At 43.6% G+C, this 23,792-nt stretch carries 22 protein-coding genes; 11 read left to right on the top strand and 11 right to left on the bottom strand.

The features are described from left to right. Window positions 1–175: 175 nt before the first annotated feature. A complete protein-coding gene (locus F6J90_RS19305) occupies window positions 176–1,078 on the bottom strand; it encodes an ATP-grasp domain-containing protein (protein WP_293096899.1) in 903 nt (300 codons plus the stop codon). 104 nt (window positions 1,079–1,182) lie between these two features. Here F6J90_RS19305 and F6J90_RS19300 point away from each other — a divergent pair, with 104 nt between their 5' ends. The 3 genes from F6J90_RS19300 to F6J90_RS19290 all read left to right on the top strand — a co-directional run bounded on the left by F6J90_RS19300 (window position 1,183) and on the right by F6J90_RS19290 (window position 3,552). Further along, window positions 1,183–1,389, top strand: a complete 207-nt coding sequence (locus F6J90_RS19300; protein ID WP_293096896.1) for a hypothetical protein — start codon at window positions 1,183–1,185, stop codon at window positions 1,387–1,389. After that, entirely contained in the window at window positions 1,341–2,507 is a 1,167-nt protein-coding gene (locus tag F6J90_RS19295) for an alpha-hydroxy acid oxidase (protein ID WP_293096893.1), read from the top strand. The genes F6J90_RS19300 and F6J90_RS19295 overlap by 49 nt, the downstream gene beginning before the upstream one ends. Window positions 2,508–3,006: 499 nt before the next feature. Next, window positions 3,007–3,552, top strand: a complete 546-nt coding sequence (locus tag F6J90_RS19290) for a hypothetical protein (protein WP_293096890.1) — start codon at window positions 3,007–3,009, stop codon at window positions 3,550–3,552. A gap of 202 nt (window positions 3,553–3,754) precedes the next feature. On the opposite strand, the gene F6J90_RS19285 is transcribed toward F6J90_RS19290, so the two are convergent. Next, window positions 3,755–4,192, bottom strand: coding sequence for a helix-turn-helix domain-containing protein (locus tag F6J90_RS19285; protein WP_293096887.1), 438 nt, complete (start codon window positions 4,190–4,192; stop codon window positions 3,755–3,757). Between the two features lie 493 nt (window positions 4,193–4,685). Between F6J90_RS19285 and F6J90_RS19280 the strand changes: the two genes are divergently transcribed. From F6J90_RS19280 to F6J90_RS19260, 5 genes are all read left to right on the top strand, one after another. Further along, the gene (locus F6J90_RS19280) at window positions 4,686–4,877 is read left to right on the top strand and encodes a hypothetical protein (RefSeq protein ID WP_293097844.1); all 192 of its coding nucleotides are present in this window, start codon (window positions 4,686–4,688) and stop codon (window positions 4,875–4,877) included. A 401-nt stretch (window positions 4,878–5,278) separates the two neighbouring features. Beyond that, on the top strand, window positions 5,279–6,298 hold the full coding sequence (locus F6J90_RS19275; RefSeq protein ID WP_293096884.1) for a DUF3179 domain-containing protein: 1,020 nt from the start codon (window positions 5,279–5,281) through the stop codon (window positions 6,296–6,298). Between the two features lie 121 nt (window positions 6,299–6,419). Continuing rightward, window positions 6,420–7,319: a glycosyltransferase family 2 protein gene (locus F6J90_RS19270; RefSeq protein ID WP_293096881.1), complete on the top strand. Its 900-nt coding sequence runs from the start codon at window positions 6,420–6,422 to the stop codon at window positions 7,317–7,319. A 13-nt stretch (window positions 7,320–7,332) separates the two neighbouring features. Continuing rightward, on the top strand, window positions 7,333–8,892 hold the full coding sequence (locus tag F6J90_RS19265; RefSeq protein WP_293096878.1) for a glycosyl transferase family 2: 1,560 nt from the start codon (window positions 7,333–7,335) through the stop codon (window positions 8,890–8,892). A gap of 282 nt (window positions 8,893–9,174) precedes the next feature. Continuing rightward, window positions 9,175–10,026 (top strand): DUF547 domain-containing protein, encoded by an 852-nt coding sequence (locus F6J90_RS19260; protein ID WP_293096875.1) that lies wholly within the window; start codon window positions 9,175–9,177, stop codon window positions 10,024–10,026. A gap of 178 nt (window positions 10,027–10,204) precedes the next feature. Here F6J90_RS19260 and argJ read toward each other — a convergent pair whose 3' ends face one another. Both argJ and gatB read right to left on the bottom strand, forming a co-directional pair. Continuing rightward, complete coding sequence (argJ, locus tag F6J90_RS19255; protein ID WP_293096873.1) at window positions 10,205–11,446, bottom strand: bifunctional ornithine acetyltransferase/N-acetylglutamate synthase; 1,242 nt, start codon at window positions 11,444–11,446, stop codon at window positions 10,205–10,207. A 308-nt stretch (window positions 11,447–11,754) separates the two neighbouring features. Further along, complete coding sequence (gene gatB / locus F6J90_RS19250; RefSeq protein ID WP_293096871.1) at window positions 11,755–13,242, bottom strand: Asp-tRNA(Asn)/Glu-tRNA(Gln) amidotransferase subunit GatB; 1,488 nt, start codon at window positions 13,240–13,242, stop codon at window positions 11,755–11,757. Window positions 13,243–13,949: 707 nt separating this feature from the next. Here gatB and F6J90_RS19245 point away from each other — a divergent pair. After that, window positions 13,950–14,165 carry a hypothetical protein gene (locus F6J90_RS19245; protein WP_366513782.1) on the top strand — a complete coding sequence of 72 codons (216 nt, stop codon included), beginning with the start codon at window positions 13,950–13,952 and terminating at the stop codon, window positions 14,163–14,165. A gap of 218 nt (window positions 14,166–14,383) precedes the next feature. On the opposite strand, the gene F6J90_RS19240 is transcribed toward F6J90_RS19245, so the two are convergent. The 6 genes from F6J90_RS19240 to F6J90_RS19215 form a co-directional block, all read right to left on the bottom strand. Further along, entirely contained in the window at window positions 14,384–15,607 is a 1,224-nt protein-coding gene (locus F6J90_RS19240; protein WP_293096868.1) for an LL-diaminopimelate aminotransferase, read from the bottom strand. A gap of 82 nt (window positions 15,608–15,689) precedes the next feature. Beyond that, window positions 15,690–16,013, bottom strand: coding sequence for a thioredoxin domain-containing protein (locus F6J90_RS19235; RefSeq protein ID WP_293096866.1), 324 nt, complete (start codon window positions 16,011–16,013; stop codon window positions 15,690–15,692). A 616-nt stretch (window positions 16,014–16,629) separates the two neighbouring features. Beyond that, complete coding sequence (locus F6J90_RS19230) at window positions 16,630–16,983, bottom strand: DUF1257 domain-containing protein (protein WP_071106058.1); 354 nt, start codon at window positions 16,981–16,983, stop codon at window positions 16,630–16,632. Between the two features lie 155 nt (window positions 16,984–17,138). Next, complete coding sequence (locus F6J90_RS19225) at window positions 17,139–18,665, bottom strand: AAA family ATPase (protein ID WP_008177688.1); 1,527 nt, start codon at window positions 18,663–18,665, stop codon at window positions 17,139–17,141. A 120-nt stretch (window positions 18,666–18,785) separates the two neighbouring features. After that, window positions 18,786–19,133, bottom strand: coding sequence for a hypothetical protein (locus F6J90_RS19220; RefSeq protein ID WP_071106059.1), 348 nt, complete (start codon window positions 19,131–19,133; stop codon window positions 18,786–18,788). Window positions 19,134–19,359: 226 nt separating this feature from the next. Then, window positions 19,360–20,094, bottom strand: a complete 735-nt coding sequence (locus F6J90_RS19215; protein WP_293096861.1) for a DUF2993 domain-containing protein — start codon at window positions 20,092–20,094, stop codon at window positions 19,360–19,362. 162 nt (window positions 20,095–20,256) lie between these two features. Between F6J90_RS19215 and F6J90_RS19210 the strand changes: the two genes are divergently transcribed. Both F6J90_RS19210 and F6J90_RS19205 read left to right on the top strand, forming a co-directional pair. Beyond that, window positions 20,257–21,012 carry a pseudouridine synthase gene (locus F6J90_RS19210; protein ID WP_366513781.1) on the top strand — a complete coding sequence of 252 codons (756 nt, stop codon included), beginning with the start codon at window positions 20,257–20,259 and terminating at the stop codon, window positions 21,010–21,012. A 31-nt stretch (window positions 21,013–21,043) separates the two neighbouring features. Then, entirely contained in the window at window positions 21,044–21,832 is a 789-nt protein-coding gene (locus F6J90_RS19205) for a RodZ domain-containing protein (RefSeq protein WP_293096858.1), read from the top strand. Window positions 21,833–22,241: 409 nt separating this feature from the next. On the opposite strand, the gene malQ is transcribed toward F6J90_RS19205, so the two are convergent. Then, complete coding sequence (malQ, locus tag F6J90_RS19200; RefSeq protein WP_293096855.1) at window positions 22,242–23,753, bottom strand: 4-alpha-glucanotransferase; 1,512 nt, start codon at window positions 23,751–23,753, stop codon at window positions 22,242–22,244. Between the last annotated feature and the right edge of the window lie 39 nt (window positions 23,754–23,792).

The following is a 23,792-nucleotide window of genomic DNA, read 5'->3' as shown; positions in this document are numbered from 1 at the left end:
TTTGGTAAAATTGGTGATTTGCTAGAATTGATAAGGGTGGATATCCTAAAAGCTGTTTGACCCGGTGGGTGGAATGGGCATCTTGCCCGTTACAATTTTCGGAGATGCTGTCCCGACGGTGACGACGAGGCATAAAATGAGGGCTCGCCCGTCCCTAACGCACCCTACCCAACTATCAAAGTGCTACTAAAACCTCGGCAAGTTTCCTCTTGGTGCTAGCGAATACTTCATGTTGTTGATTGTCCCAAATGCTAACACGAGAATTAAGCTCGATGATTTTCGGTTGACCGTTAACTAGGGCAAGATCAATGCCATAAAACCGGTTACCGTACTGTACCATATGTTTTTCAATTTGTTCGACTAGATCTAAGACAGTGCTAGGGATAAGCTCTATTTCTACAACACGCATCTCGCCTCCTTCAGTCACGGATGCTACTAATTTGCCTGAAGCTGGAGTACGTACTATAGAGTGAACAATTTCCCCGTTGAGGAGTGCTACACGAAAGTCATGGACACCATCAACAATACCGGGTATACCTGAGCGTGAATCGAGAAACTCTTGCACTAAAAAAGGATAGGGGCAATCCTGCTTCTTTAAGAAGTCATCGTCTCCAATGTGGACATTTCTGGCTTCAAGACCATCTACTGGCTTGACAACTTTATACTGTCCTGGTATACTACTTAGTGCATCAAAAAACTCCTCTTGGCTGTTAACAAGATAGGTTTGGGGAGAATAGTCACTGAACAACTGAAAGGTTTTATATTTGTTGGTGCAAATTTCGTTAATTTCCTGACAGTTAAGAACTGGGATAGTTCCATCAGAGCTAAACAATCCTTTATCGAAAATGACATCAGCTTTGACAGGACCGGTTTCTATCACTTCTCCATCTCGTAATTCCCAACTCTGGGAAAATTGTCCTGACCCTAGATAGGAAGATTGGTGACGAACAACACGAAAATTGGCACCACAAGCTTCTATTGCTTCACCAAGTTGGGCAATGTGTCGTATGTACTTTTTTTTAGTAAATGGGTAGGCAAAGGTGCCTGCTTCCTCAAAAAAGACAGCAACAGTTTTCAAGGTTTACCTCAAACTGTGGGAATCAAATAAAAATTATAGCAATTTTTATTTATTGTCTTGTGGACTTGAGCTAAAAACCTGTAGAATTAATCCCGCAGCAGGTAATGTGCATTACTGACAAGGCTAACAACACTTCAACCTTAATAACCTTCAACCTTAATAACCTCCAACCTTCAACCAACCTCCAACCTTCAACCAACCTCCAACCTTCAACCAACCTCCAACCTTCAACCAACCTCCAACCTTCAACCAACCTCCAACCTTGGCCAAAAGGCCACGCTACGCGAACAACCTTCCACAAAAAACCTTGAATCAACCGATTAATCTATTCGAATACGAAGCCCTAGCGCCGCAGTATCTATCTCCCATGGCACTGGATTATTACGCCAGTGGTGCTTGGGATGAAGTAACACTACGAGACAATCGTGCAGCGTTTGAACAGATAAAACTCCGTCCTCGGATGTTGGTGGATGTGAGTCAACGAGATTTAAGCACACAAATCCTAGATCAGTTTTTCCCCATACCGATTCTGGTTGCTCCCATGGCATTCCAGTGTCTGGCCAATCCAGAGGGTGAATTGGCAACAGCAAGGGCTGCAGCTGAGGTAGGGGCAATCATGGTGTTGAGTACCATGTCCACCAAACCCTTAGAAGCTGTAGCCCTTGCCGGGAAACAGAGCCAACAAAAGCAGGAGGCAACATCCCATATCCAAAATCCCTCATGGTTTCAGCTGTATGTCCATCGCGATCGCACTCTCACCCGTAGACTTGTGGAACGGGCGGAGGCAGCTGGTTTTAGTGCCCTTTGTCTGACCGTAGATGCACCAGTGTTGGGGTGTCGGGAAAGGGATCGACGCAATCAATTTACTCTACCGGTAGGGATGGAATTGGCTAATTTAGCGACTATGACTGGTCTGGAAATTCCCAAAACCGCAGGAGAATCGGGTTTATTGAGCTATTTTGCCCAGCAAATTGACCCAACACTGACCTGGCGGGATCTGGAATGGTTACAATCGATCACTACTCTACCGGTGTTAGTCAAAGGCATTTTGCGAGGAGATGATGCTCTCAAGGCATTGGACCATGGAGCCAAAGGAATCATTGTATCGAATCATGGGGGTCGGCAATTGGATAGTGCGATCGCATCCATCGATGCCTTACCCGAAGTGGTCGCAGCTGTGGGAAATCATCTACCGGTATTAATCGATGGGGGTATCCGTCGAGGCACTGATGTCCTCAAAGCCCTAGCCTTGGGTGCATCAGCGGTGTTGGTAGGTCGTCCGGTGTTATGGGGATTAGCTGTAGCAGGAGTTGCTGGAGTACGCCATGTCTTGCAATTGTTACGAGATGAATTGGATATAGCCATGGCTTTAAGTGGCTGTACTAAGGTCAAAGATATTGACCGTAGTTTGGTTAAAATTAAAGATTGACCAGAGCAATTAAGCAATAACTAGTCACCAATAATTAATGACTAATCAAACATTTGGCTTAGTAATATCAATGACTTTGCTGAAGTTCTACAAAAAGTAGGTATGTTATCTTTGATTAGAAAAATCACTATATAAATTAGTATTTATTGGTAATATTTGGATACTACTATCTCACTAAATCGCCACTTATCAGGATGATGATCAGGGTTATAAAAGCTTTGAGATTAATCTATTTATCTATTGGAAAGTGAAATAGGCAGCTATTGTGCATCATTACCTGGGATAATTGCCAATTTCAAGCCCTGTGGCTAGTTGAATAGCCTTGAGACTAGTAAGTAATTATTAGTCTCAAAAATTCCCAGGCTACTGCGTGAGTAAGTAAAATCTATTATATAGCCAACCATCTCCATATATAAATCCAGAGCTATATCAATTTTTGATCAGAATAAATAGGGTGCTATTACCAAAACACTAAAATCCTCAAAATGCCGAAAAATTAATGAAACTACCGAACTTATTAAGCACCCTTGGTGTAGCATCCATTATTACCACTTTAGCCGTAGTAGATATTCCCAAACCACTGGAAACCTTTGCCTATACATCTCCTAGTCAGTCAACCAGTGAAGGGATAGGAGCAAGCAATGATGTTTTGATTGCCTCTGGACGTAGTGCAAACTTTGAGGATGGAATATTTTCTGTACGCCTTCCGGAAACAGGCACTCTCGGACAAGAGCTTGATAATTTCATATCTGCTAATCCTAGTTTCAATGTTGATTCAAAAGAGAAGTGGGTTAGTAACATCAAAGTCTCTTCTCTGAGCAGAGGTTCTATTAGTAATGGAAGTGTACCAATCACTGCTAGATGGTCTGTTCGATTATGTTGGACCAATACTTTTGCCTTAAAGAAATGCGTTGGCGGCTGGATCAACAAAAGTGAGGACTTTGAAACTTCATGCTCTATCGGGGCACAACCACGCTATCTTCGTTGTACAATGCCAGGTAAAGTTAGCGAATTGGTAAGAGAAGGTAGCATTTTAGTTAACTAAAGTGTATCTATTATTATCCTAATTTGACTATTTAAAAACTGAGCTGTTTGTCATCAAAGCAAATCCCAAGCTCTTTACAGCGATTGTACCTTTACATTTAAACCAACCCTAGCCAGCGCCATAGCGTCAGCTTGGCGTTTGGTAGTTCACCACTTTTCTATATCCCCTGGGCTTTGTTTACTACTAACTCACTCTAACAAATTTAATCTAACTTATTTAAGTTAGTTTTTAAACGAGTACGCACATATTTATATACTGTGGCATAGGGTATATCCATACCACACAATTCTTTTAACCAAAGTTGCACTTCCCCATAACTACTAAATCCTTCCGATTGTTGTAATTTAACTCGTAATTTTTCCTCTACGTCCAGGGGAATCTTTCTTGGTCTGCCTGACTTTTTGTTATGCTCTAATAACGCTTCAATTCCACCCCGACGATATAGACTAAACCACCGTGATACTGTAGTGCGGTGGCATCCTAGTAGCATCGCTATATGCTCGATACTATTACTCGCTCCTATTTTGAGCCAATACAGAGCTTGGATTCGTTGTTTATGACTACTTTCTTTTAGAGAGTTTAGTAGTGCTTTAAGTTCCTCTGGAGATTCTTTAATTTCTAATTTAACAAGACATACCATACTATAGAATTTATCAATTCGGTGAGGTACAAATTTCTTGATTTTAGGGAGTAGGGAGTAGGGAGTAGGGAGTAGGGGGGAGAGATTGGGGAGTAATAAACCCGGGCGCGGGGAAAGGGGAAGTGGAAAAAAATCTTGTGTACCTCATGCACCTGATAATTGCTATATTAACCTTTCTTGCCTAATTCAAATATAGCATTATTTTTAAAAATTGCTAGAGCACAGGGAAGAGGGAATAGGAAACAGGGGAGATTATAAAACACATTCTAAGCTTTGCTTAGAATGTGTTTCTTTTACCTGCTCAAAAGTCCCTGCTCCCGACTCCCTCAAAAAATTTGTTACAAAAATTTGCAAAATATGTTATAATATGATATTTTTTTTGCTATAGTATAAGGGTGGGCGCTGAGACGCCCAGAGTCAAGAGCTAGCCCGGGGAGAGTCCAATACCTACGGGCTAGCTCTGGCTCTCCTATCACAAGGAGATAGTTTAATGATGACGTATTCTGAACGCCTTCATCCGTGGGTGGTCATTCGGTTGTTACCACAAATGCAGCGAGTTGTTGTTGCTCGCTTTCGCAATCGATCGGATGCGGAGGGACATTTAGTGGCTCTGAAACGATTAATGCCGGATGCGCAATTTATAATTATTTTCGATGTCGGTAATCGGATCGATGAGGAATCATAGGGGATAAATCTCATGTAGCGGTTTGGGACTTTAATCACCATTGAGTTTGATGATCGATTTTAAAATGCTATAGCCATCAATCCTTCATCAAATTCTCAGATATCACTCACCTTGGTTTCATGTTATCCCCTCACCCTAAGGTTAGGGATTCCAGCCACAGCCTCTGATGCTGGGGTTGGGCAGTTGCGTAGGGTGCCAGGTGCGTAGGGTGCGTTAGGGACGGAAAGCCTATGATTTTCCGCCTCTGAGCGCCTGGGACAGCCCGTCCCGTAACGCACCACCCACGGAAAGCCTATGATTTTCCGGCTCTGAGCACCTGGGACAGCCCGCCCCGTAAAGCACCACCCACTGGCTCGCACTCATTGGGTTCGCAGTGGCATCTACGCAAGGAAAGCACGATTATGAATAAATTACTTAAAATAGCCCTCAGCACTACTTCCTTCGTGGGGCTGTGTTTGATGGCACTAGTCGTACAAGCCGGTAGCTGGGATAATTTCAAACTCCGTTACTTCCATCTTACTGCCTATCTCCACAACCAAGATCAAGAAATCACTGACCTCCAAAAACAAAACCTTAATCCAGCCAAATTCACTCGCATTAATTTAACGGAACTCCTCAATGGTGGTCCCCCAAAAGACGGTATTCCTAGTATCGATAATCCTAAGTTTGATACCGCTCAAACCACACCATTTTCTAAAACAGAAACTGTGATTGGTGTGGTAGTTAATGGAGAAGCCAAAGCCTATCCTTTCGGGATCATGAATTGGCATGAATTGGTGAATGACACAGTTGGTGGAGTTAATGTTAGTGTATCCTATTGTCCCCTTTGTGATACTATAGTTGCTTTTAATCGCAGCAGTACAACCTACGGTGTTTCAGGCAAACTTTATCAAAGTTGCCTAGTGATGTATGACCGTGCCGATGATACCCTTTACTCCCAACCTTGGGCGATGGGTATTATTGGTGCTAAAGTCAATCGTAGTCTTAAAACAATTCCCGCTATCAAAACTACTCTTGGCGCTTGGTTAAGCAAGTATCCCAACAGTAAAATTATCTCCACTGACACAGGTCATAACCGGGCTTACTTCAGCTATCCCTATGGTAGCTACTATACCGATAAGCAAATTATTTTCCCAGTCAGGAATCAACAACGACTTACCCTCCATCCCAAAGCTATCGTTAGCTATGTCTGGGAAGCAGATCAACAAACCCCTAAAAACCAATTCTCTGGGGCTAGCTATCAATTTGTCCATGATCAATTAAAAAAAGTCGGCGAAAAAGTTGTAGAATTCAATGGTCGTCCAATTAGAGCACGTTGGGATAGCCAACTCCAAACTGTATTAGTAGAAGAATTCGATGGCACTCCCATCCCCAGTTCTACTGCTTTTGCCTTTGTGTATGCAGCTTACTTTGGTAAATAACGTTATAGACCAGAAAATTAACCCAATTGAAAACTGCAATAACTCATGACTAATATAGCGGTTTCTATCCTGATTAGGTAAACATGATTTTTTCCCTGTTCCCGTCTTGATGCAGTCGCTCATGGGGGAAACCCCCAAGACCGCGCTGCATCGCTGTTCCCTGTTCCCTGTTCCCTGTTCCCTGCTCCCTGTTCCCTGCTCCCTACTCCCTAAAACCCAAAGATTTGTACCTGACCCAATTAAAACCGCTATAACCATGACTAATAACCACAATATCTTAGTAATTATCCCTGTTCTCAATGAAGAAACCACTATCACTGGGGTGATTAAGTCTCTTCAATCCTATAATTTGAACAATATTCGGGTAGTCGATAATGGCAGCACGGACAACAGTATTTTTAAAGCAAAAGAAGCCGGTGCAGAGGTAATCTGTGAGCCTATTCCTGGTTACGGTCGAGCCTGTTGGCGGGGATTGCAGCAACTAGACCGAGATATTAATTGGATATTATTCTGTGATGGGGATGGAAGTGATGACTTAAGTTATTTACCCCAGTTTCTAGCTGCTAAGCATAAGTATGACCTAATTTTAGGTAACCGCCGCGCCACAGTAGATGGACGTAAGGCGATGACCCCAGTGCAAAATTTTGGCAACTGGCTGGCTACCTTCCTGATCGGTTGGGGTTGGGGACACTGGTATCAGGATTTAGGACCATTGCGCCTAATTCGCCGTTCAGCTTTGGATGCAATCCAAATGCAAGATAGAGGGTTTGGCTGGACAGTAGAAATGCAAGCCCGTGCGATCGAATGTGGTTTGCGAATCTGTGAAATTCCTGTTGGTTACCGTCGCCGACAAGGGGGACGCTCGAAAATATCTGGTACCCTTTCTGGTAGTGTCCAAGCAGGAACAATAATTTTGATGACTTTAGGTCGTCTATATCTACGTCGCATTAAGCTAAGCCAGGCAGATGGAACAATCGGTAGAAGTGTTGAAGAAGGAATAGGGAATTTCGATCAATCCTAGTTTCACATCTCAAATGAAAACGCTATATATATGGCTTAGTTCTCTACTCCTGTTGTTAGGTTGTATCTTGATTGTGCCTCATGGGGATTTCCGAGAGGTGGGAGCTGTGCCTCGATTTTGGTTAGGTATCAGTGTGATCAGCTTAGGTTTTCTCTTGTCTTGGGGATTAAGCGTCTATACTAGATATCCTGCGAAAGTTGACAACAGGAAACTTGAGATTTACCAACAGACAATCAACATTAACAACAACAGTATCAATACAAAATTTTGGCAAGGAGTCTACAAAGGATTTACTAAATCTATTAGTATCAAGTACTTCCGAAAACTCAAAAGTTACCACTCAGGACTAAATTTTTGGAGTACTACCATCCTAAGCAGGCTGCTGTTGCTACCAATGTATCCTGGAGATGATGTATGGCGCTATCTATGGGAAGGGTATATTCAAACGTTAGGGTTTAGTCCATACCATTTGCCGCCTAATGCTACTGAACTGATTCCCTACCATACGGAATGGTGGTCACTAATCAATCATCCTACTGTTTCTGCTATCTATCCACCAGTAGCGCAATTAGGTTTTCGGATTTTAGCGCTGATTGAGCTTAAGGTTTGGTTGTTCAAAATTGCATTTATCTTAGCTGACTTATTAATCTGTTGGTTACTCAGTCGTCGATTTGGTTATCAACAGGCAATCTTCTATGCCTGGAATCCTTTGGTAATTTACTCCTTTGCTGGTGGTGCTCATTACGACAGTTGGTTTATTTTACCCCTAGTTGCAGCTTGGTTAGTCTTTGACCAAAAAACAGAGAGTTTAAGGCAGACAGAAATAAAAGAAATAGAGGAAAAGTTGGACAGTGGGACAGTAGCAGAATACTCCTCATTTACTGACCCCTTGATGTCTTCATCGAATCACTCCCTGACCTGGTGGCACTGGATTGCTTCAGCTTTGCTGGTAGGAATTAGTATGGCAGTGAAGTGGATGTCTTTGCCAATTTTAGGGTTTATAACCTGGCAAGCTTTCCGAAAAGTAGGGGTAAAACTAGCAATAGTAGTGTTATTGTGCGGTTTCTTACCTTTTGGCATCACTGCTCTCCAATTTTGCTCTAGTGGAGAATGTCCTTTGATTCCTACTGGATCAGTGTTTGTATCCCATGGTCGCAGTGCGGAATTGATTCCTTATATTGTTAGCGAATATTGGGAACCCTCTCGCTGGGTTAATTGGATTTATGCTTTTCCCCTAGGCTTAACGGTAAGTTGGCTAATTTTGCGATCGCGCAATTTCCAACAATTCACGGAGTGGTACTTTTTTTGCCTGCTAATCCTATCTCCGATTATCCATGCTTGGTACTTCACTTGGATAATTCCTTTTGCTGTTCCTTCTCGGAATCTGGGAGTACGTTTAGTCAGTATCTCTGCTTTTGTTTACTTTGTACTTCAGCATCGCATGGCTTTAGGTAACTACAGCTGGTATCTAACTCCTCAGGAGCGATGGTGGTTATGGTTACCGTTTATTTTGGGTTGGTTTTGGACCCATTACCATAATCCTAATGTTGCTCTCAACCAAAACTCAGATTGATTAGGTTTAATCAAAATTGCCTAGGTCAAGGTAAGCTATCAGCGAACAGCGATTAGCGCTACGCGCACGCTACGCGAACAGCTATCAGCGAACAGCGATTAGTGCTACGCACACGCTACGCTATCAGCTTTTGAATAAAACAGGTAAGCATTGCTTTAATCTGAGTTACATCTTTTGAATAAAACAGGTAAGCATTGCTTTAATCTCTGTTACATTAGCTGACGGCTGACGGCTGAATGCTTACAGGTCAAGCATCTTATCGGCTAAGTCATCTGAACTACTATGAATACATCCAAGAGATTACTAACCCTACTTCCAACCCTGATTATTCTGACAAGTTGTACACTTTCCGTACCGATAAATCAAGCACCAGCAAAAGATTCTCAAGTACAAGTAAATAGAGGTACTGACACGACTTTATTGAATTATTACGACTATGCTACTGTCCTAAAAACCCATGTCAACAATAAAGCGCTAGTTAATTACCAAGAATTGCAGAAAAAACCAGAGCAGCTGGAGAGGTTTAATGCCTCCTTAGGTGCTGTTGATACTAGCACCTATCAGTCTTGGGATGAAGCGGAAAAGATTGCTTTCTTGATAAATGCTTACAACTCCTTTACTCTAGAATCAATTATTGACCAAAACCCTCTCAAAAAGAGTATTCGGGACATTAAAGGAGTCTGGAAAGGACGCGAATTCAACATTGCTGGAGAATCTAAAACCTTAGATAATATCGAACACAAGACACTGCGAACGCAATTCAACGAGCCCCGAATTCATATGGCTTTAGTTTGCGCCGCTATCAGTTGTCCTCCCTTAAGAAACGAACCTTATACTGGGGAAAAACTCGATAAGCAACTGGATGACCAGACACAGAAATTTATAGTTAGTCCCCATGGCTTTCGTATTGATCGTCAAGAAGGTAGCGTATATCTTTCTTCCATCTTTAAGTGGTTTGGGGAAGATTGGAAAAAAACCTATGGTGTCGATGACAAATTTACTGGTAACGCCAATCAACGGGCGGTGTTAAACTTTATCAGTGACTACCTTAGTTCAGAGGATCAGGAGTATCTTGAACAGGGGAATTACAAGATAAAATATCTGAACTATGATTGGTCACTTAATAAACAATAACCAATAACAAATAACCAATTAAGCATAACTAGGTTGATTAATTGATTATTATAGGGATACGTGTAGGAATTGTGAGAATTTTTGTTCCCTGTTCCCTGTTCCCTGTTCCCTGTTCCCTTTGCTATAAGGATTTGTTATGGTTTGTTATTGTCTAAGACATCTTTGGCGACAAGGCTAATTAAGTGGTATATTCTGCATTAATCTTGACATAGTCATAACTCAAATCACAACCCCAAGCCTGACCAACACCATGACCATTGCCCACATTAACCTGAATTAAAACCGTATCTTCTTTAAGATAAGCACCAACAGCAGCCTGCTTAAGATAATCACTAGCCTGTTGACGGTCAAACCCTAAGGGTTGACCATTTTCCATCAGCAAGACATCCCCTAACTGAATCCGCAGGTTTTCTTGCTCAAACGGTACTCCTGCACGGCCAGCGGCTGCGGCAATTCTGCCCCAGTTTGGGTCTCGTCCAAAGATAGCAGACTTAACCAAGGATGACCCAACAATGGTCTTAGCAATTTGACGAGCCCCTTTATCATCCGGTGCACCAGTGACTTGGACTTCAATCAAGCAGGTGGCCCCTTCTCCATCCCGTGCGATCGCTTTTGCCAAATGCTGACATACTGCTGTCAGCATCCCCTCCAACTTCTGAGCTGCTGGTCCGATTTCTGTAATCGCTGATGTTCGGGACTGACCATTAGCCAAGGCAATTAGAGTGTCATTGGTGCTGGTATCCCCATCTACGGTAATTTGATTAAAACTTTTATCCGCTGCCCGCTGTAACATCTGTTGCCATAGGGAAGTAGAAACTGCAGCATCGCAAGTTACAAATGCTAGCATAGTCGCCATGTTGGGATGAATCATACCAGAGCCCTTAGCAATACCACCTATCCTGACCGGACGGTCATCAATCATGGTTTCCAGAGCAATGGATTTAGTGACTAAATCCGTGGTAATAATCGCTTCAGCTGCTGCATCGGAACCAGTTTCTGATGCTTGTGCGACCAATTGGGGAATGCCTGACAATAGAGCATCCATCTTGATGCGTTGACCAATCACCCCCGTCGATGCCAACAAAATCGAATTAGGTGAAACATTGAGTGCTTCACCCAAAGCTTTAGCACTAGCTAGAGCATCCTGCCAACCCTGCTCACCCGTTGCTGCATTGGCTTGTCCGGCATTACACAAAATAGCACGAGCACTAGCTTTAGATTGTAAGCATTGACGGCAATAATCTACACAAGCAGCCCGGACATGACTGGTGGTGAACACCCCAGCTGCGATCGCATCCACCTCTGATAATATCAACGCTAAGTCTGGCTGACCCGACGGTTTTAAACCTGCGGTAATGCCTGCTGCCTGATAGCCCCTGGGAGCTGTTATCCCACCACTAATCTCTTGCCAGTCCGACATGATTCCTCCATTTCAACCATAATTCATGCCCGATCCGGGATTATATCAACTCTTCTGGACTTACGCACCAAGCGTATTGATCTGTAGCTTGATGTGTAGCTGTAATTTCCCAAATTAGTATAAAACCTCAAAACTTTACAAAAAAACAAAAAAAGGGGTTACACCCCTCATACAAAATAATGTATATTTTGATATGTAGATGCACCCTGATGATCGGGAGGGTCACGTCAGTGACTCTCCTTTTCTTTGTTATTTGTGATTGGTAATTAGTGATTTAGTGATCAGCAACACCTGGCAAGACCGTTGCCTCAATCACCCTTGAGCTTCTTGCCCAAAATTTGGTTAGTCAGCTTAGGATCAGCTCGTCCGCTAGTTTTCTTCATCACCTGTCCCACAAAGAAACCTTGCAGCTTGGTCTTACCATTGCGATACTGTTCGAGTTCCTTAGGATTGGCGGCCAGTACCTCATCAATAATGGTTGAGAGTTGATCCGGGTCAGAGATCTTAATCAAACCCTTACGTTCCACCAGTTCCCTAGCAGAACCCCCTTTAGAGAGTAATTCTGGCAAAATCTCCTTGGCAATCTTACCACTAATGGTGTCATTATCAATCAGGTTGATCAGTTCTGCCAGAGTCTCGGGTTTGAGAGCAATCTCTGTAATAGCCAGTTTCTCAGTCTTAAGATAAGCAGCAATATCTCCCATTACCCAGTTTGCAGCTTGTTTAGGATTAGCATTAGCAGCAACAGTTGTTTCAAAATACTCTGCCACTTGACGATCATCCGTCAACACCCGGGCATCATAGGCAGAAAGTCCCAGTTCACTTTCATAACGATGCCGCTTCTGGGCCGGAAGTTCTGCTAGCTCACTGCGCCATTGCTCTAATTGTTCCGTTGAGACTTCAATGGGTGGTAAGTCAGGTTCAGGAAAATAGCGGTAATCGCTGGATCCTTCCTTAGTCCGCATACTAATCGTGCGTTGACTACCCTCTTCCCAAAGGCGAGTTTCTTGAATAATCGATTTTCCAGCTTCCACAGCTGCGATTTGCCGGTCAATTTCGTACTCAATCGCTTTCTGGATAGCATTGAAGGAGTTCATATTTTTGATTTCTACTTTGGTGCCAAACTCCTTCTGACCTACAGGACGTACAGATATATTGACATCACAACGCAGGGACCCTTCTTGCATGTTGCCATCACTGACACCGATGTAGCGTACAATCCGACGCAGCTCTTGAGCATATTCTGCTGCCTCTTGACCAGAGCGCAGATCCGGCTCTGATACTATTTCAATCAGAGGTACCCCAGCACGGTTGAAATCTACTAGGGAGTAGGTAGAACCAGCCAGTCGGTCACTACCAGCATGAACCAGTTTCCCGGCATCTTCCTCCATGTGTAGGCGAGTGATACCAATCTTTTTACGGATAGGATTACCGTCATTATCGGACAATTCAATTTCCAGTGAGCCATGCTCAGCAATGGGCAAGTCGTATTGGGAAATCTGGTAGTTTTTGGGTAGGTCAGGATAAAAATACTGTTTCCGGTCAAATTTGCTGTAGGGAGCAATCTGGCAATTGAGTGCTAAACCCGCTTTGACAGCATACTCTAGTACCTTTTGATTCAGAACCGGCAACACTCCTGGCATCCCCATACAAATTGGGTCAATATTGGTATTAGGGGTAGCACCAAATTTTGTGGAAGAGTTAGAAAAAATCTTGGTTTCGGTACTAAGCTGACAATGGGTTTCTAAACCAATGATTGCTTCGTATTGAGTTTTAGCTGGTGCAGCAGTAGTCATTGGATGTTATAATTAAGGGTTAAGATTATTGATGGAACTTAGGGCATTTTTTGTCCAGTCTTCCCAATAATGTACACTATTTCATTAGCTACAGCGTCAATCATTCCAATTACTGGCAGGATTCGATTTGACAATTTTTCTGTAACTTTTTATATTTCCAGCTTGGGAATTGTTCGACATTTTTACATACCATTATTATAGCAAATTTGTCTTACGATCTAATGTCGTAAGTGTACTGTTAAATTGCTTTTTTTTACTAAATACTTACGTTGAATCCATAGGCTGGCTGATTAAAATTAGAGACTGTTTATAAAGTAAATCTTAAGACAGCTGAATATTGGTGAGTTACGGCGGACAGCTCTGTTAACAGGTGAGCTTTTCTGTTGGTGCGGGTTCACCCTTGTCGGCAAACCAGACCGGGGTCGCACCGCAATCAGCTGATCATCTTTCCCTTTTGTGATCAGGAGTCTGGGAATATCACAGAATCATCCTAATGTCCAGATCACGTGGCTATGTTTTAGTCAGCCATTTTAGATTAATGTGACTAAAGATTCGACAGGTGCGCTTTTGCGCACCTAAGAAAACAAAGGTTTTTCATGAGCTAGGCGATGGACGAAGTCCCGCTTTCAGCGAACGCATATCAGCCTGTGATCGCCTTTTATCAAGCAATCAACTAGTGCTCTTATTACTTCAAATCAGGGGTAAGCATGACTAATCGAGAAATTTTACTAACAGAAGACTACACTCGCCCTTGGGCTCTTATGCGTCTACTGCCTAAATGCCAAAGGTACACAGTTGCTAGGTTCTTTAATCGTCAGGATGCTCATAACCATCTCCGATTTTTGGATCGGTATATGCCAGAAGCAGAGTTTGAAGTAGTTTTCGATCTGCCTGTTAATGAGCATAGTGATCAGCTGCTGTAACAGGTTAACAATCATTGACACTCCCCGCTCGTGCATAGACGGGGATTGTTGGATCAACGATTCGACTTGCTGCGGATGGTTTACACCAACCACGATACAGGTTAACTCACCCCGTCAAACCGCTGCAAAAGCCTATATCCGTCATGCCAGCCTCTTACGGTTTCTTAACACCTTGCCCTAATCCTTAACATTAATTCGACAGAGTAAAATGGTGCTTATTAATGAGATTTCAAAAATTCTGAAATTCTCTCCACTGCCCTTTCTAAAACCGCTGGTTCCTGTACTAATGCAAAACGCACATAGCCTTCACCAGCCTTGCCAAAACCAGCTCCTGGAGAAACAGCCACCCCAGTGGCTTCTACCAAGCTAGTACAAAATTTTACTGAGTTCCCTGCCCAAGGTTCTGGCAATTTTGCCCAGACATACATAGTGGCTCGTGGCACTGGCACTGACCAACCAATGCGGTTTAAAGCATCGACAAAGGTATCCCGCCGCTGTTGATAGGTGGTGACTACAGGTTTAACAATGTCTTGAGAACCATTCAAGGCTGCGATCGCACCATTGAGAATCCCCCTGTATTGGTTAAAGTCAATTGCCGCTTTCACCTGCCGCAAAGCTCGAATCAATTGAGCATTACCGATAGCATAGCCAATCCGGAAGCCTCCCATATTGTAAGACTTGGAAAAGCTAAAAAACTCAATCGATACAGTTTTCTGTGGGTCTGCTTGTAAAACTGAGGGAGCAACAGAGGTGGGATTGAGGCTTTCTGGAATTTTCCCGATCTGCTCCCGATTGCCTCTGGTATCTTCAAAAACGATATCAACGTAGGGAAAATCGTGAACTAATACCAGGTTATGGCACTGACAAAACGCCACTGCTTCCTCAAAAAAAGACAAGGATGCGATCGCAGTAGTGGGATTATGGGGATAACTCAACACCATCATCCGTGCTTGAGCTAGCACTGCCTCGGGGATATCCTCAAATACAGGCAAAAAATTGTTTTCTGCCAATAGGGGCATGGGATAAATCTGACCACTGGCTAGGTGGACACCACCGGCATGGGAAGGATAGCCTGGGTCTTGTAGCAGAGCAAAATCCCCCGGATTAAGCACAGCTAAAGGTAAATGAGCTGTGCCTTCCTGAGAACCAATCAGTTGTAGCACCTCAGTTTCTGGGTCAACCGGAATACCAAATCGTTTAGTATACCAGCTAGCAGCTGCCTGACGAAAAGCTTTAGTACCATGAAACAGCAAGTAACCGTGAGTGCTGGGCTCATACAACGAGGCTTCAATCGCAGCACACACATGGTTGGGAGCTGGTAAATCTGAAGACCCTAAGGATAGGTCAATGATTTCTTTCCCAGCAGCTGCCAACGCTTTTGCCTGGTCCATATCGGCAAATACATTTGCTTGCAGGGGTTGTAAACGTTGGGCAAACTGCATTTTAATCTTCGTTGTCTATTGTTTTCGAGACTTTCCCATTGGTTGAGTTGGCATTGCTGACCTTGAGGCTTATTTCCCTAATCTAAAGGTTGTCATCCAGCATACTCTGCAATTTAGCTTTGCTAATTGCTCCCTCATGGGATTGGGCTAGCTCACCATTTTTAAACAGTCTTAGAGCAGGGACACCCTCTACCTTGCACTTGGCAACGGCATCTTTATTTTGGTCTACTTCCATCTTAATGACTTTTAAGCGATCGCTATAATTTTCCGCAACCCAGTCCACTGATGGCGATACTAAGCGGCACGGTCCACACCAAGTTGCCCAGAAGTATACCAGTACTGGCTGCTGGGCTTTTAAAACTTCGATTTCAAAATCTTTCTCTTCGATTGTAATCACATTACTCACAACGGTATCCCCTCAAAAGACTGGATTAGACTGCATTGACACAATTTATATTTTAAGTGCTTGAGCTTCCCCCCAGCTCAAGCATGGGGGATGATAAACAATTATTACGAGATGAGCCTCAAGCCGCATCTGGACAGGGTGCATCTCATTTTTGCTGTTTGACCAGATGGTGCGTTACGGGACGGATTGTCCTAACACTGGCTACCAATACAATAATGGCTCCCCCGTCCCTAACGCACCCTACTGGCGTGGCAAGCCTTAAATGTTGCATTATAAAAATGGTACGATGCCAATTTATCAAGGCTTTTACCCAAAAATCTATTGCACTATTTTAAGCTTGCCACGCCACTACGAACATTTACAAAAGTGAGATGCACCCTCTGGAGACGTTGAGTATAGGATATTTTCCTATGACTGAAAACATCATACCGTTTGCACGAGATCAAAACTCCCTTTTCAACGAAGTTTAAATCAAGCCGTCGGAGTTCTCAGCCTTTATAGTTTATCGGCTTTTATAAAATCTAAATTTATACAATTGCATAAAAAATTGCACAAAAAAACGGGTTAACCCGCTATACAATTGGTCAACCCGTGAGCTTGGGAACGCCTAAATGGACTACTTTTGCAGCACCAACTTAACGTTGGCATTGTTTAGGCCACGCTGCTTGACTTCTGCCAAGGTCTTGTTAACGGCATACTTCTGGTTGATGGAGTTGATCAACTCGGTTTGGTTGTGCTTCTTAGCCACACCCCAGAGGTCAGCAATCAGGTCAAAGGTGCCATCACTGTTGCGAGACCAACCGAGATCATATTCACCTTCGAGAACGGCAACCAAGTCAGCGCGAACTCGTTGACCATTGTAGCCGCGAACATCAGCTTCTGTCTTAACAGTGATTCCCAGGTCACACAGGGAAGTCTTCAGGATTTCGGCATCGGTGATTTTAGTGCGCAGAGTGCTAAAGTGAGACATGTGGATTTCCTCCAGAAAAGGTATCAGAGAAACGACAACGTAGCGTTTTACTTTTATGGCTAGCCGCCGGAAACGATTACAAGCGGCTACTTATCAAACTGCTAGCAATGATGTTTTGCTAGCCTTTACTCCTGTTGGGAGCAGGAGAAAGCCTGTTAGAACTCCATACGCTGATATTCAGCTACGGAGGATGCAGCAGGTCGCGCGCGTTGCCTAGCCCAGTCCCTCAGGGCTGCAACCTGCTCTGTCATGGTGCGCGATAGAGGCTGAGTTGATTTAATCGCGGCAATAATATCGAGTTGAGTAAACTCCCGGTCTTGAGCAAATGCCTCATACATCGCTGCCACCAGGGCTTGTTCAATCTCAGCCCCAGAAAAACCTTCAGAAACCTTAGCTAACTGTTCAATGTCAAAGCGGTCAATATCTCCACGCCGCTTTTTCAGGTGAATTTCAAAGATTTGCTGGCGTTCTTGAGTGTTGGGTAAATCAACAAAAAATATCTCATCGAAACGACCTTTGCGCAGGAATTCTCCTGGTAGGCGCTCCACTCGGTTTGCTGTCGCCATCACAAAGACTGGTGAGGTTTTTTCTTGCATCCAGGTCAGGAAAGAACCAAAGATTCGACTTGAAGTACCCCCATCAGAGTCAGAAGAACCGCTGCTACCAGCAAACGACTTATCAAGCTCATCTATGAAGAGAATAGCTGGAGAGATTGATTCTGCCGTCTTCAAAGCATTGCGCAGGTTGGCTTCCGAGCGCCCTACCATCGAGCCATCGTATACTCGCCCCATATCCAGGCGCAATAGTGGCAGACCCCATAAACGAGACGTAGTTTTGGCAATCAGAGATTTACCACAGCCAGGAACCCCTAGAATCAACATTCCCTTCGGTTGAGGCAAACCATATTCTCTCGCCCTCTCGGTAAAGGCATTAGAGCGCTGCTTGAGCCAACGCTTCAGTTCCTCTAAGCCTCCTATAGAATCGAGAGTTTCATCTTCTTCTATATACTCTAGGATCCCGTTGCGGCGGATGATCTGCTTCTTCTCGGATAGAACAATATCGACTTCAGCTTCGGTGAGACGACCAGCTTTAACGTAGGCTTTGCGATAAACCTTCTCTGCTTCATCCCGCGTCAAGCCTAATGCTGCTTTGAGCAGCTTTTCCCTAGTTTCTGTAGTCGTTCGACGAGTTTTACTCTGATCCAGTTGGTGGGATAGGACTTGGTTAAGTTCCTTAAGGTTTGGTAGGGGAAAGTCAAGCACAACCACTTCCTTTTCCAACTCAATAGGAATCTGCTGCACGGGGGACATTACGATGATAGACTTTTTAAGAGACTTCTTTGCTTCCTCCCTAAAGCTTGCCATCGCATCCCGCAACCATCGGGTAGTTGCTGGTGCATCTATAAAGGGATGTAAGTCCTTAAAGATGTATATACCAGGTTCTTTTTGTTGAATTACCCACTGAACTGCTGCCTCAGGAGAGACCGTATTGTGCTGAGTGGTGTGGCGTGATTGACCATACTCAACAATCCCGTGAGTGACGGTCCAAACGAAGACTCGTTGCTGTTGAGACTTCCTTTGAGCAATCATTGCTATTGCCCTCTCTGCCCGCTCCTCCTCGGGAGTCACGAGGTAGATTAGAGGATATTGAGCTTGAATGAGAACGTTTATCTCTTCTTGCATAACTCTACCTAATATTAGAGACGGCTTACAACTGCCCAAACATCTTCAACTGAACCACTGAGCTAACTAAGTCTGCTCTGCGAGTAGTAGATTAATTTGTCTACCTTAACTTTGGCTACCTTAACAAGGAACCAATTCCTCTTCTCCGTGAGAATCGGTACTGGAGCATACTTTTGCTGTTACCTTTTCTACTGGGAGTTCTTCCGATATCACACCAGGTTGGTTTTTCAGAGCAACTAATTTTCCCTCTGAGAGAACCAGGTCACTAGAACACTCAGGACATGGGTATAGTTTATGGGTTTGTCCATATTGCTCTACCTCTTCAACCACGTCTTGGTGTTGTATGTAGAAGATAATCGCCTTCTCAACCATAGCTGACATTGATTCAGAATCAACAGCCGCTTTTATTTTGAGCCGACGGTGCAATCCTGGTGGAAGATAAAGAGTAACTTTTTGCTTGTCTTGCATATATTTTTTATATTGTTGTACCCGGGTATGTATTTAACCTTATCGGCTTCCTCTCTAGCTGTCAAGACATTAAGCTGGTATGACGGCATAATTGTTACATTACTTAATATTATGACGGCAGGAAGATGGTTATCTAATGGATAAGCAAGGGATGCAGCACGCTCAAAGGGAGCGATTGTGAGGCCAAAGACGGTTTCCACGGGGCTGACAAAGTAAGGACTAACGACTAAGGCATTACCTTCAGTCCTCCACGACATATCAGTTGTCCAGTTGTGAGGGTAAGTTCCTGAAGCTCCACCTCTGGTCCTAAATTTATTAGAAACCCATCTAAGCTAATAGGGGGTGCATCAGGGTCTATCTGAACTTGCAAGGGGTTCAGTTCGAGTTGGTGGGGGGTAGCCAGTTGGATACCAGCACGAATTACTATCAGCTTTTTACCAACATCAGGATTAGTTGAAATGCCTCTTAATGTCAGCTGTCCTATATTGATATTAATCTTTTGCCAGCGTATTTGTGGCTGTTTGGGGTCGTTACCGGGTTGAATGATATCATCTGATTTAAGGAATGTATTTAATAACTCCGTCAAAGCGTTAGATAACAAGGGTGCTTCAAGAGATGATTGCAGGTCTGGTTCTAGGAGTAATAGCTGACCCACTACGGGAACTGGTTCTAAAAGACGTAGGGGTTTACCCTTAATTATCTGACCCAGGTTGAGTCTAATATTACTGCCTTCGAGCTGAATTTGGCTTAGATGCAGTCCTTGATAAACTGCTTGCTTGGCAGCAAGGGCAACCTGAGGAATGTAACCAGTCAGGATTTGGCGATCGCATCCTACAATGCTTAGTTGCAATGTAGCAACTTCCTCTACTTGCGATCGCAGCCACAGCCGTAGCGCTGGGGAAATAACTTTGCTGATAATCTGGCTTGGCTTTTGCAATGAAGTTTTCGGAGTTTTAACCAAAAGAACACCTTCTTGTACTATTTGTACATAGTATTTTTGTACATAGTATTTTGAAGTCGTTGTCTAATGGAAATCAACTCCTGGGCACACTATAAGCATAAGGCAAACTAAATTCAGCATCACCATAGTCCAGAAGACAAAGCTCAAGCCAAATGTTGGGTCATGGAGGAAAGAGTACAAAAAATTCTTTCACAGTGGGGTATTGCGTCACGGCGTCGAGCCGAGAAGATGATAGCCGCAGGACAAGTGCGCCTAAATGGTACGACTGTACATTTGGGGCAGAAAGCTGATCCAGAAACAGATCTAATCGAAGTGGATGGCAAACCGATAAACCCCTATCACCGACCTCAATCTATCTACCTTTTACTGAACAAGCCTGCTGGAGTAGTTTCCACTTGCCGAGATTCCCGGAATCGTCCGACAGTAATTGACTTATTACCGGATAAACTAACCAAGGGTCAGGGGATTCATCCTGTAGGAAGGCTAGATGCGGATTCTACAGGTGCATTACTACTGACCAATGATGGTGAGCTAACATTTCGCCTGACCCATCCTAGTCATCACATACCTAAGACGTATCAGGTTTGGGTACGGGGTAATCCCCCAGAATCGGTACTGCAAACTTGGCGTGAAGGTGTTAATCTGCTGGGTAAAAAAACGTTACCCGCTCAAGTCCGTGTACTTAAGCGTAAGGGTCAATCCACACTTTTGGAGGTAGTCTTAACCGAAGGTAGAAACCGACAGATCCGTCGTGTTGCTCAACTGCTAAGCTATCCAGTGATTCATCTACATCGTACTGCTATTGGCCCGATTAAATTAAATCTACCAGGAGAGCCAATTCTTCCTTGTGGTGACTACCGTGCCTTGAATGATGTAGAGGTGAGTTTTCTTACCAGTAAATCCACCATTGTTCAGTAAAAATGCCAGCAGATGTCGAGGAGTACCGTGTATGAATGAAAACAAAGTCCCGTTGCAGGAACAACAACAGAAGAAGCTGGCAGAAATGGGTTCATACCTGTGCCAGTTACGCACTCAACAGTCTAAAAGCATTGGGGAAATTGCCACTTGCACCCGAATTAATGCACGATTTTTGAGGGCAATAGAGCAAGGCAAGCTAGACCAATTACCAGAACCTGTGTATGTTCAAGGGTTTATCAAGCACTTTGCGGATGCACTAGGCTTAGATGGAGACGAGTTTGCCAAGGCTTTTCCCACTGGGGTAACTGTACAGAGGTCAACACTTTCCTGGGGGAACAGTTGGGTACCTCAACTGCGACCGTTTCATCTTTATTTGTTCTACATTTGCTTGGTTATTGGTTCGGTGAGTGGCTTATCTGTCCTCATCAACCCTTCTAAGCCACAAATAACTGATAAGGAACCAAACTCGTCTCCAGCTCAGTCGTTACCGATACCCGGTAATTTAGATCAAACTAACTCCCAAGCACAGTTAGCCTTAACCAAGATACCGTCCAGTCCAAATAAGCCAGTTCAGGTGGATATCACTCTCAAAGGTAGATCTTGGCTTCTGATCGTGGCAGATGGCAAGAAAAAATATGAAGGCATCCTAGAAGAAGGAGCCCACCAGACTTGGGTTGCTAACGAAAAACTATTTGTTAAAGCTGGCGATGCTGGGAATGTAATCGTTGAGTTCAATAACCAACAGGCAAAGCAGATGGGGGCTCCTGGTGCAGTAGAAGCATTAACCTTTGCCGCTAAACCTAGACCCTCTCTCCAGTAGTCAAGCTTTCTAGGGGAAAAGCATTAAATGAATCAATATTAAACATTAAAAAAGCAGATAATTGGGGGCAAAAACCTATAGCTTTTCAGGAATAAATCAAAAACTATAGCAAAACCAAATATATCATGAAAACCAATGCTAATTTAGCCTAAAACCCAAAACTGTTCGGTTCTCTTTCCTAATGTTCGCTTCTGTTATGAAGTTACCTTTTTTAATCAATTAAATTTGAACATCTCAAATGAACATTATCTAGCAAGTACTTAACTTATATAAAGTCCAGTGAATCCCTTGTATATCATAGGATTGTTAATTGGCGATTGTAAATTAATAATTAACATTTGTCAAATTATAAACAACCCTTAATAGGATTAATTGTTAAAACTATTCGAATACAATATGACTAGGCTTACTAGTGAGAACTGAAGGGAGCACGACCGTAAGTGTGAGTGAGGATTTTGAGGCGATTAGCCAATTCTTCACTCAACGCATTCGGTTGATAGCGCCATTGCCAGTTGCCTTCCACGGTACTCGGAAAATTCATTCGAGCATCTGTGTCCAGACCTAAAATATCTTGGACAGGAATAATCGCTTGATTGGCAATACTACTGAGCGCTAATCGGATTAAATCCCAATGGATGCCTTCTTGGCTGACTGGTCCGGAGTAATTAATTATAATCTGCTTATCCTCAGCAGAGAGTTTTTTAAACCAACCTACTGTTGTGTCATTATCATGGGTACCGGTGTAAACCACACAGTTGCGGACATAGTTAAAGGGTAAGTAAGGGTTACTTGATCCCCCACTAAACGCAAACTGTAAAATTCTCATACCAGGGAACTGGAACCGTGAACGTAATGCTTCTACTTCTGGAGTGATGATCCCTAAATCTTCGGCAATAATTGGCAAATTGCCCAACTTGTCTTGGAGTACTTCAAAAAATTCTTTTCCTGGTGCCTTAACCCATTCTCCAGTGATGGCAGTTGTTTCTCCTTGCTTGACTTGCCAGTAGGCTTCAAATCCCCGGAAATGGTCAATCCGCACAATGTCTACATACTCCAAGATGGTTTGGAAGCGTTGTATCCACCATCGGAAGTTATCTGCCTGTAACTGTTCCCAGTTGTAAACTGGATTACCCCACAACTGACCTGTGGCACTGAAATAGTCCGGAGGCACCCCAGCCATGAGTGTGGGTTCGCCAGTTTCGTGATCAATGGCAAAGATTTCCCGATGAGCCCAGACATCAGCACTATCGTGAGCCACATAAATTGGAATATCACCAATAATCTGGATCTGGTGATGGTTGGCGTACTGTTTGAGAGCTGACCACTGGCAGAAAAACTCAAACTGTAGGTATTTGTAAAAATAAATTTCATCCTGCAATTTCTGCCGCCAATACTCAACTGCTTTGGGTTGAGCCATAGCAATGTCTCGTTCCCAAGTATGCCAGCTACTCTGGTCAAAGGCATCACGAACAGCCATAAATAAAGCATAGTCTTCCAACCAGCTGGCTTTTGCTTGACAAAATTCTGTAAATTTCTGGTGCTGTTGGGGTGAGGCGTTGGCACGAAAGCGATCGCAAGCTTGGTAAAACAGGGGCATCTTGGTTTGAATTACCTGATCATAATCCACTGAGTCAAGGGGAAACTCTGGTAGATTGGCAAAGTCTTCATCCAACAGCCGTCCCTGCTTTTGCAATTGTTCTGGACTAATGAGTAGGGGATTGCCTGCCATGGCTGAGTAAGAGCCATAGGGAGAGTTACCATACCCAATCGGACCAAGGGGCAAGATTTGCCAGTATTGCTGGGCGCTTTCTGCCAAAAAGTCAATGAATTGATAAGCCCGTAAACCTAAGTCACCAATACCAAAGGGACTGGGTAGGGATGTCGGATGGAGCAAAAGACCACTAGATCTCGGAAAAGGCATAAAAAAGCGATCAACAATAGTAAGTAAGCCTTACGACAT

Source organism: Moorena sp. SIOASIH, from assembly GCF_010671925.1.
In the GTDB taxonomy this organism is placed as follows: Bacteria; Cyanobacteriota; Cyanobacteriia; order Cyanobacteriales; family Coleofasciculaceae; genus Moorena.
This window is presented reverse-complemented; position numbering and strand designations above follow the sequence as displayed.

Bases quoted from the DNA above. Each gene is read 5' to 3' on its own strand.
- F6J90_RS19285 (WP_293096887.1), bottom strand. From the start codon at position 4,192: ATGGTATGTCTTGTTAAATTAGAAATTAAAGAATCTCCAGAGGAACTT.
- F6J90_RS19260 (WP_293096875.1), top strand. From the start codon at position 9,175: ATGAATACATCCAAGAGATTACTAACCCTACTTCCAACCCTGATTATT.
- F6J90_RS19240 (WP_293096868.1), bottom strand. From the start codon at position 15,607: ATGCAGTTTGCCCAACGTTTACAACCCCTGCAAGCAAATGTATTTGCC.
- F6J90_RS19265 (WP_293096878.1), top strand. From the start codon at position 7,333: ATGAAAACGCTATATATATGGCTTAGTTCTCTACTCCTGTTGTTAGGT.
- F6J90_RS19270 (WP_293096881.1), top strand. From the start codon at position 6,420: ATGGGGGAAACCCCCAAGACCGCGCTGCATCGCTGTTCCCTGTTCCCT.
- F6J90_RS19230 (WP_071106058.1), bottom strand. From the start codon at position 16,983: ATGTCTCACTTTAGCACTCTGCGCACTAAAATCACCGATGCCGAAATC.
- F6J90_RS19300 (WP_293096896.1), top strand. From the start codon at position 1,183: ATGTGCATTACTGACAAGGCTAACAACACTTCAACCTTAATAACCTTC.
- gatB (WP_293096871.1), bottom strand. From the start codon at position 13,242: ATGACTACTGCTGCACCAGCTAAAACTCAATACGAAGCAATCATTGGT.
- F6J90_RS19245 (WP_366513782.1), top strand. From the start codon at position 13,950: ATGACTAATCGAGAAATTTTACTAACAGAAGACTACACTCGCCCTTGG.
- F6J90_RS19280 (WP_293097844.1), top strand. From the start codon at position 4,686: ATGACGTATTCTGAACGCCTTCATCCGTGGGTGGTCATTCGGTTGTTA.
- argJ (WP_293096873.1), bottom strand. From the start codon at position 11,446: ATGTCGGACTGGCAAGAGATTAGTGGTGGGATAACAGCTCCCAGGGGC.
- F6J90_RS19220 (WP_071106059.1), bottom strand. From the start codon at position 19,133: ATGCAAGACAAGCAAAAAGTTACTCTTTATCTTCCACCAGGATTGCAC.
- malQ (WP_293096855.1), bottom strand. From the start codon at position 23,753: ATGCCTTTTCCGAGATCTAGTGGTCTTTTGCTCCATCCGACATCCCTA.
- F6J90_RS19275 (WP_293096884.1), top strand. From the start codon at position 5,279: ATGAATAAATTACTTAAAATAGCCCTCAGCACTACTTCCTTCGTGGGG.
- F6J90_RS19205 (WP_293096858.1), top strand. From the start codon at position 21,044: ATGAATGAAAACAAAGTCCCGTTGCAGGAACAACAACAGAAGAAGCTG.
- F6J90_RS19210 (WP_366513781.1), top strand. From the start codon at position 20,257: ATGGAGGAAAGAGTACAAAAAATTCTTTCACAGTGGGGTATTGCGTCA.
- F6J90_RS19290 (WP_293096890.1), top strand. From the start codon at position 3,007: ATGAAACTACCGAACTTATTAAGCACCCTTGGTGTAGCATCCATTATT.
- F6J90_RS19225 (WP_008177688.1), bottom strand. From the start codon at position 18,665: ATGCAAGAAGAGATAAACGTTCTCATTCAAGCTCAATATCCTCTAATC.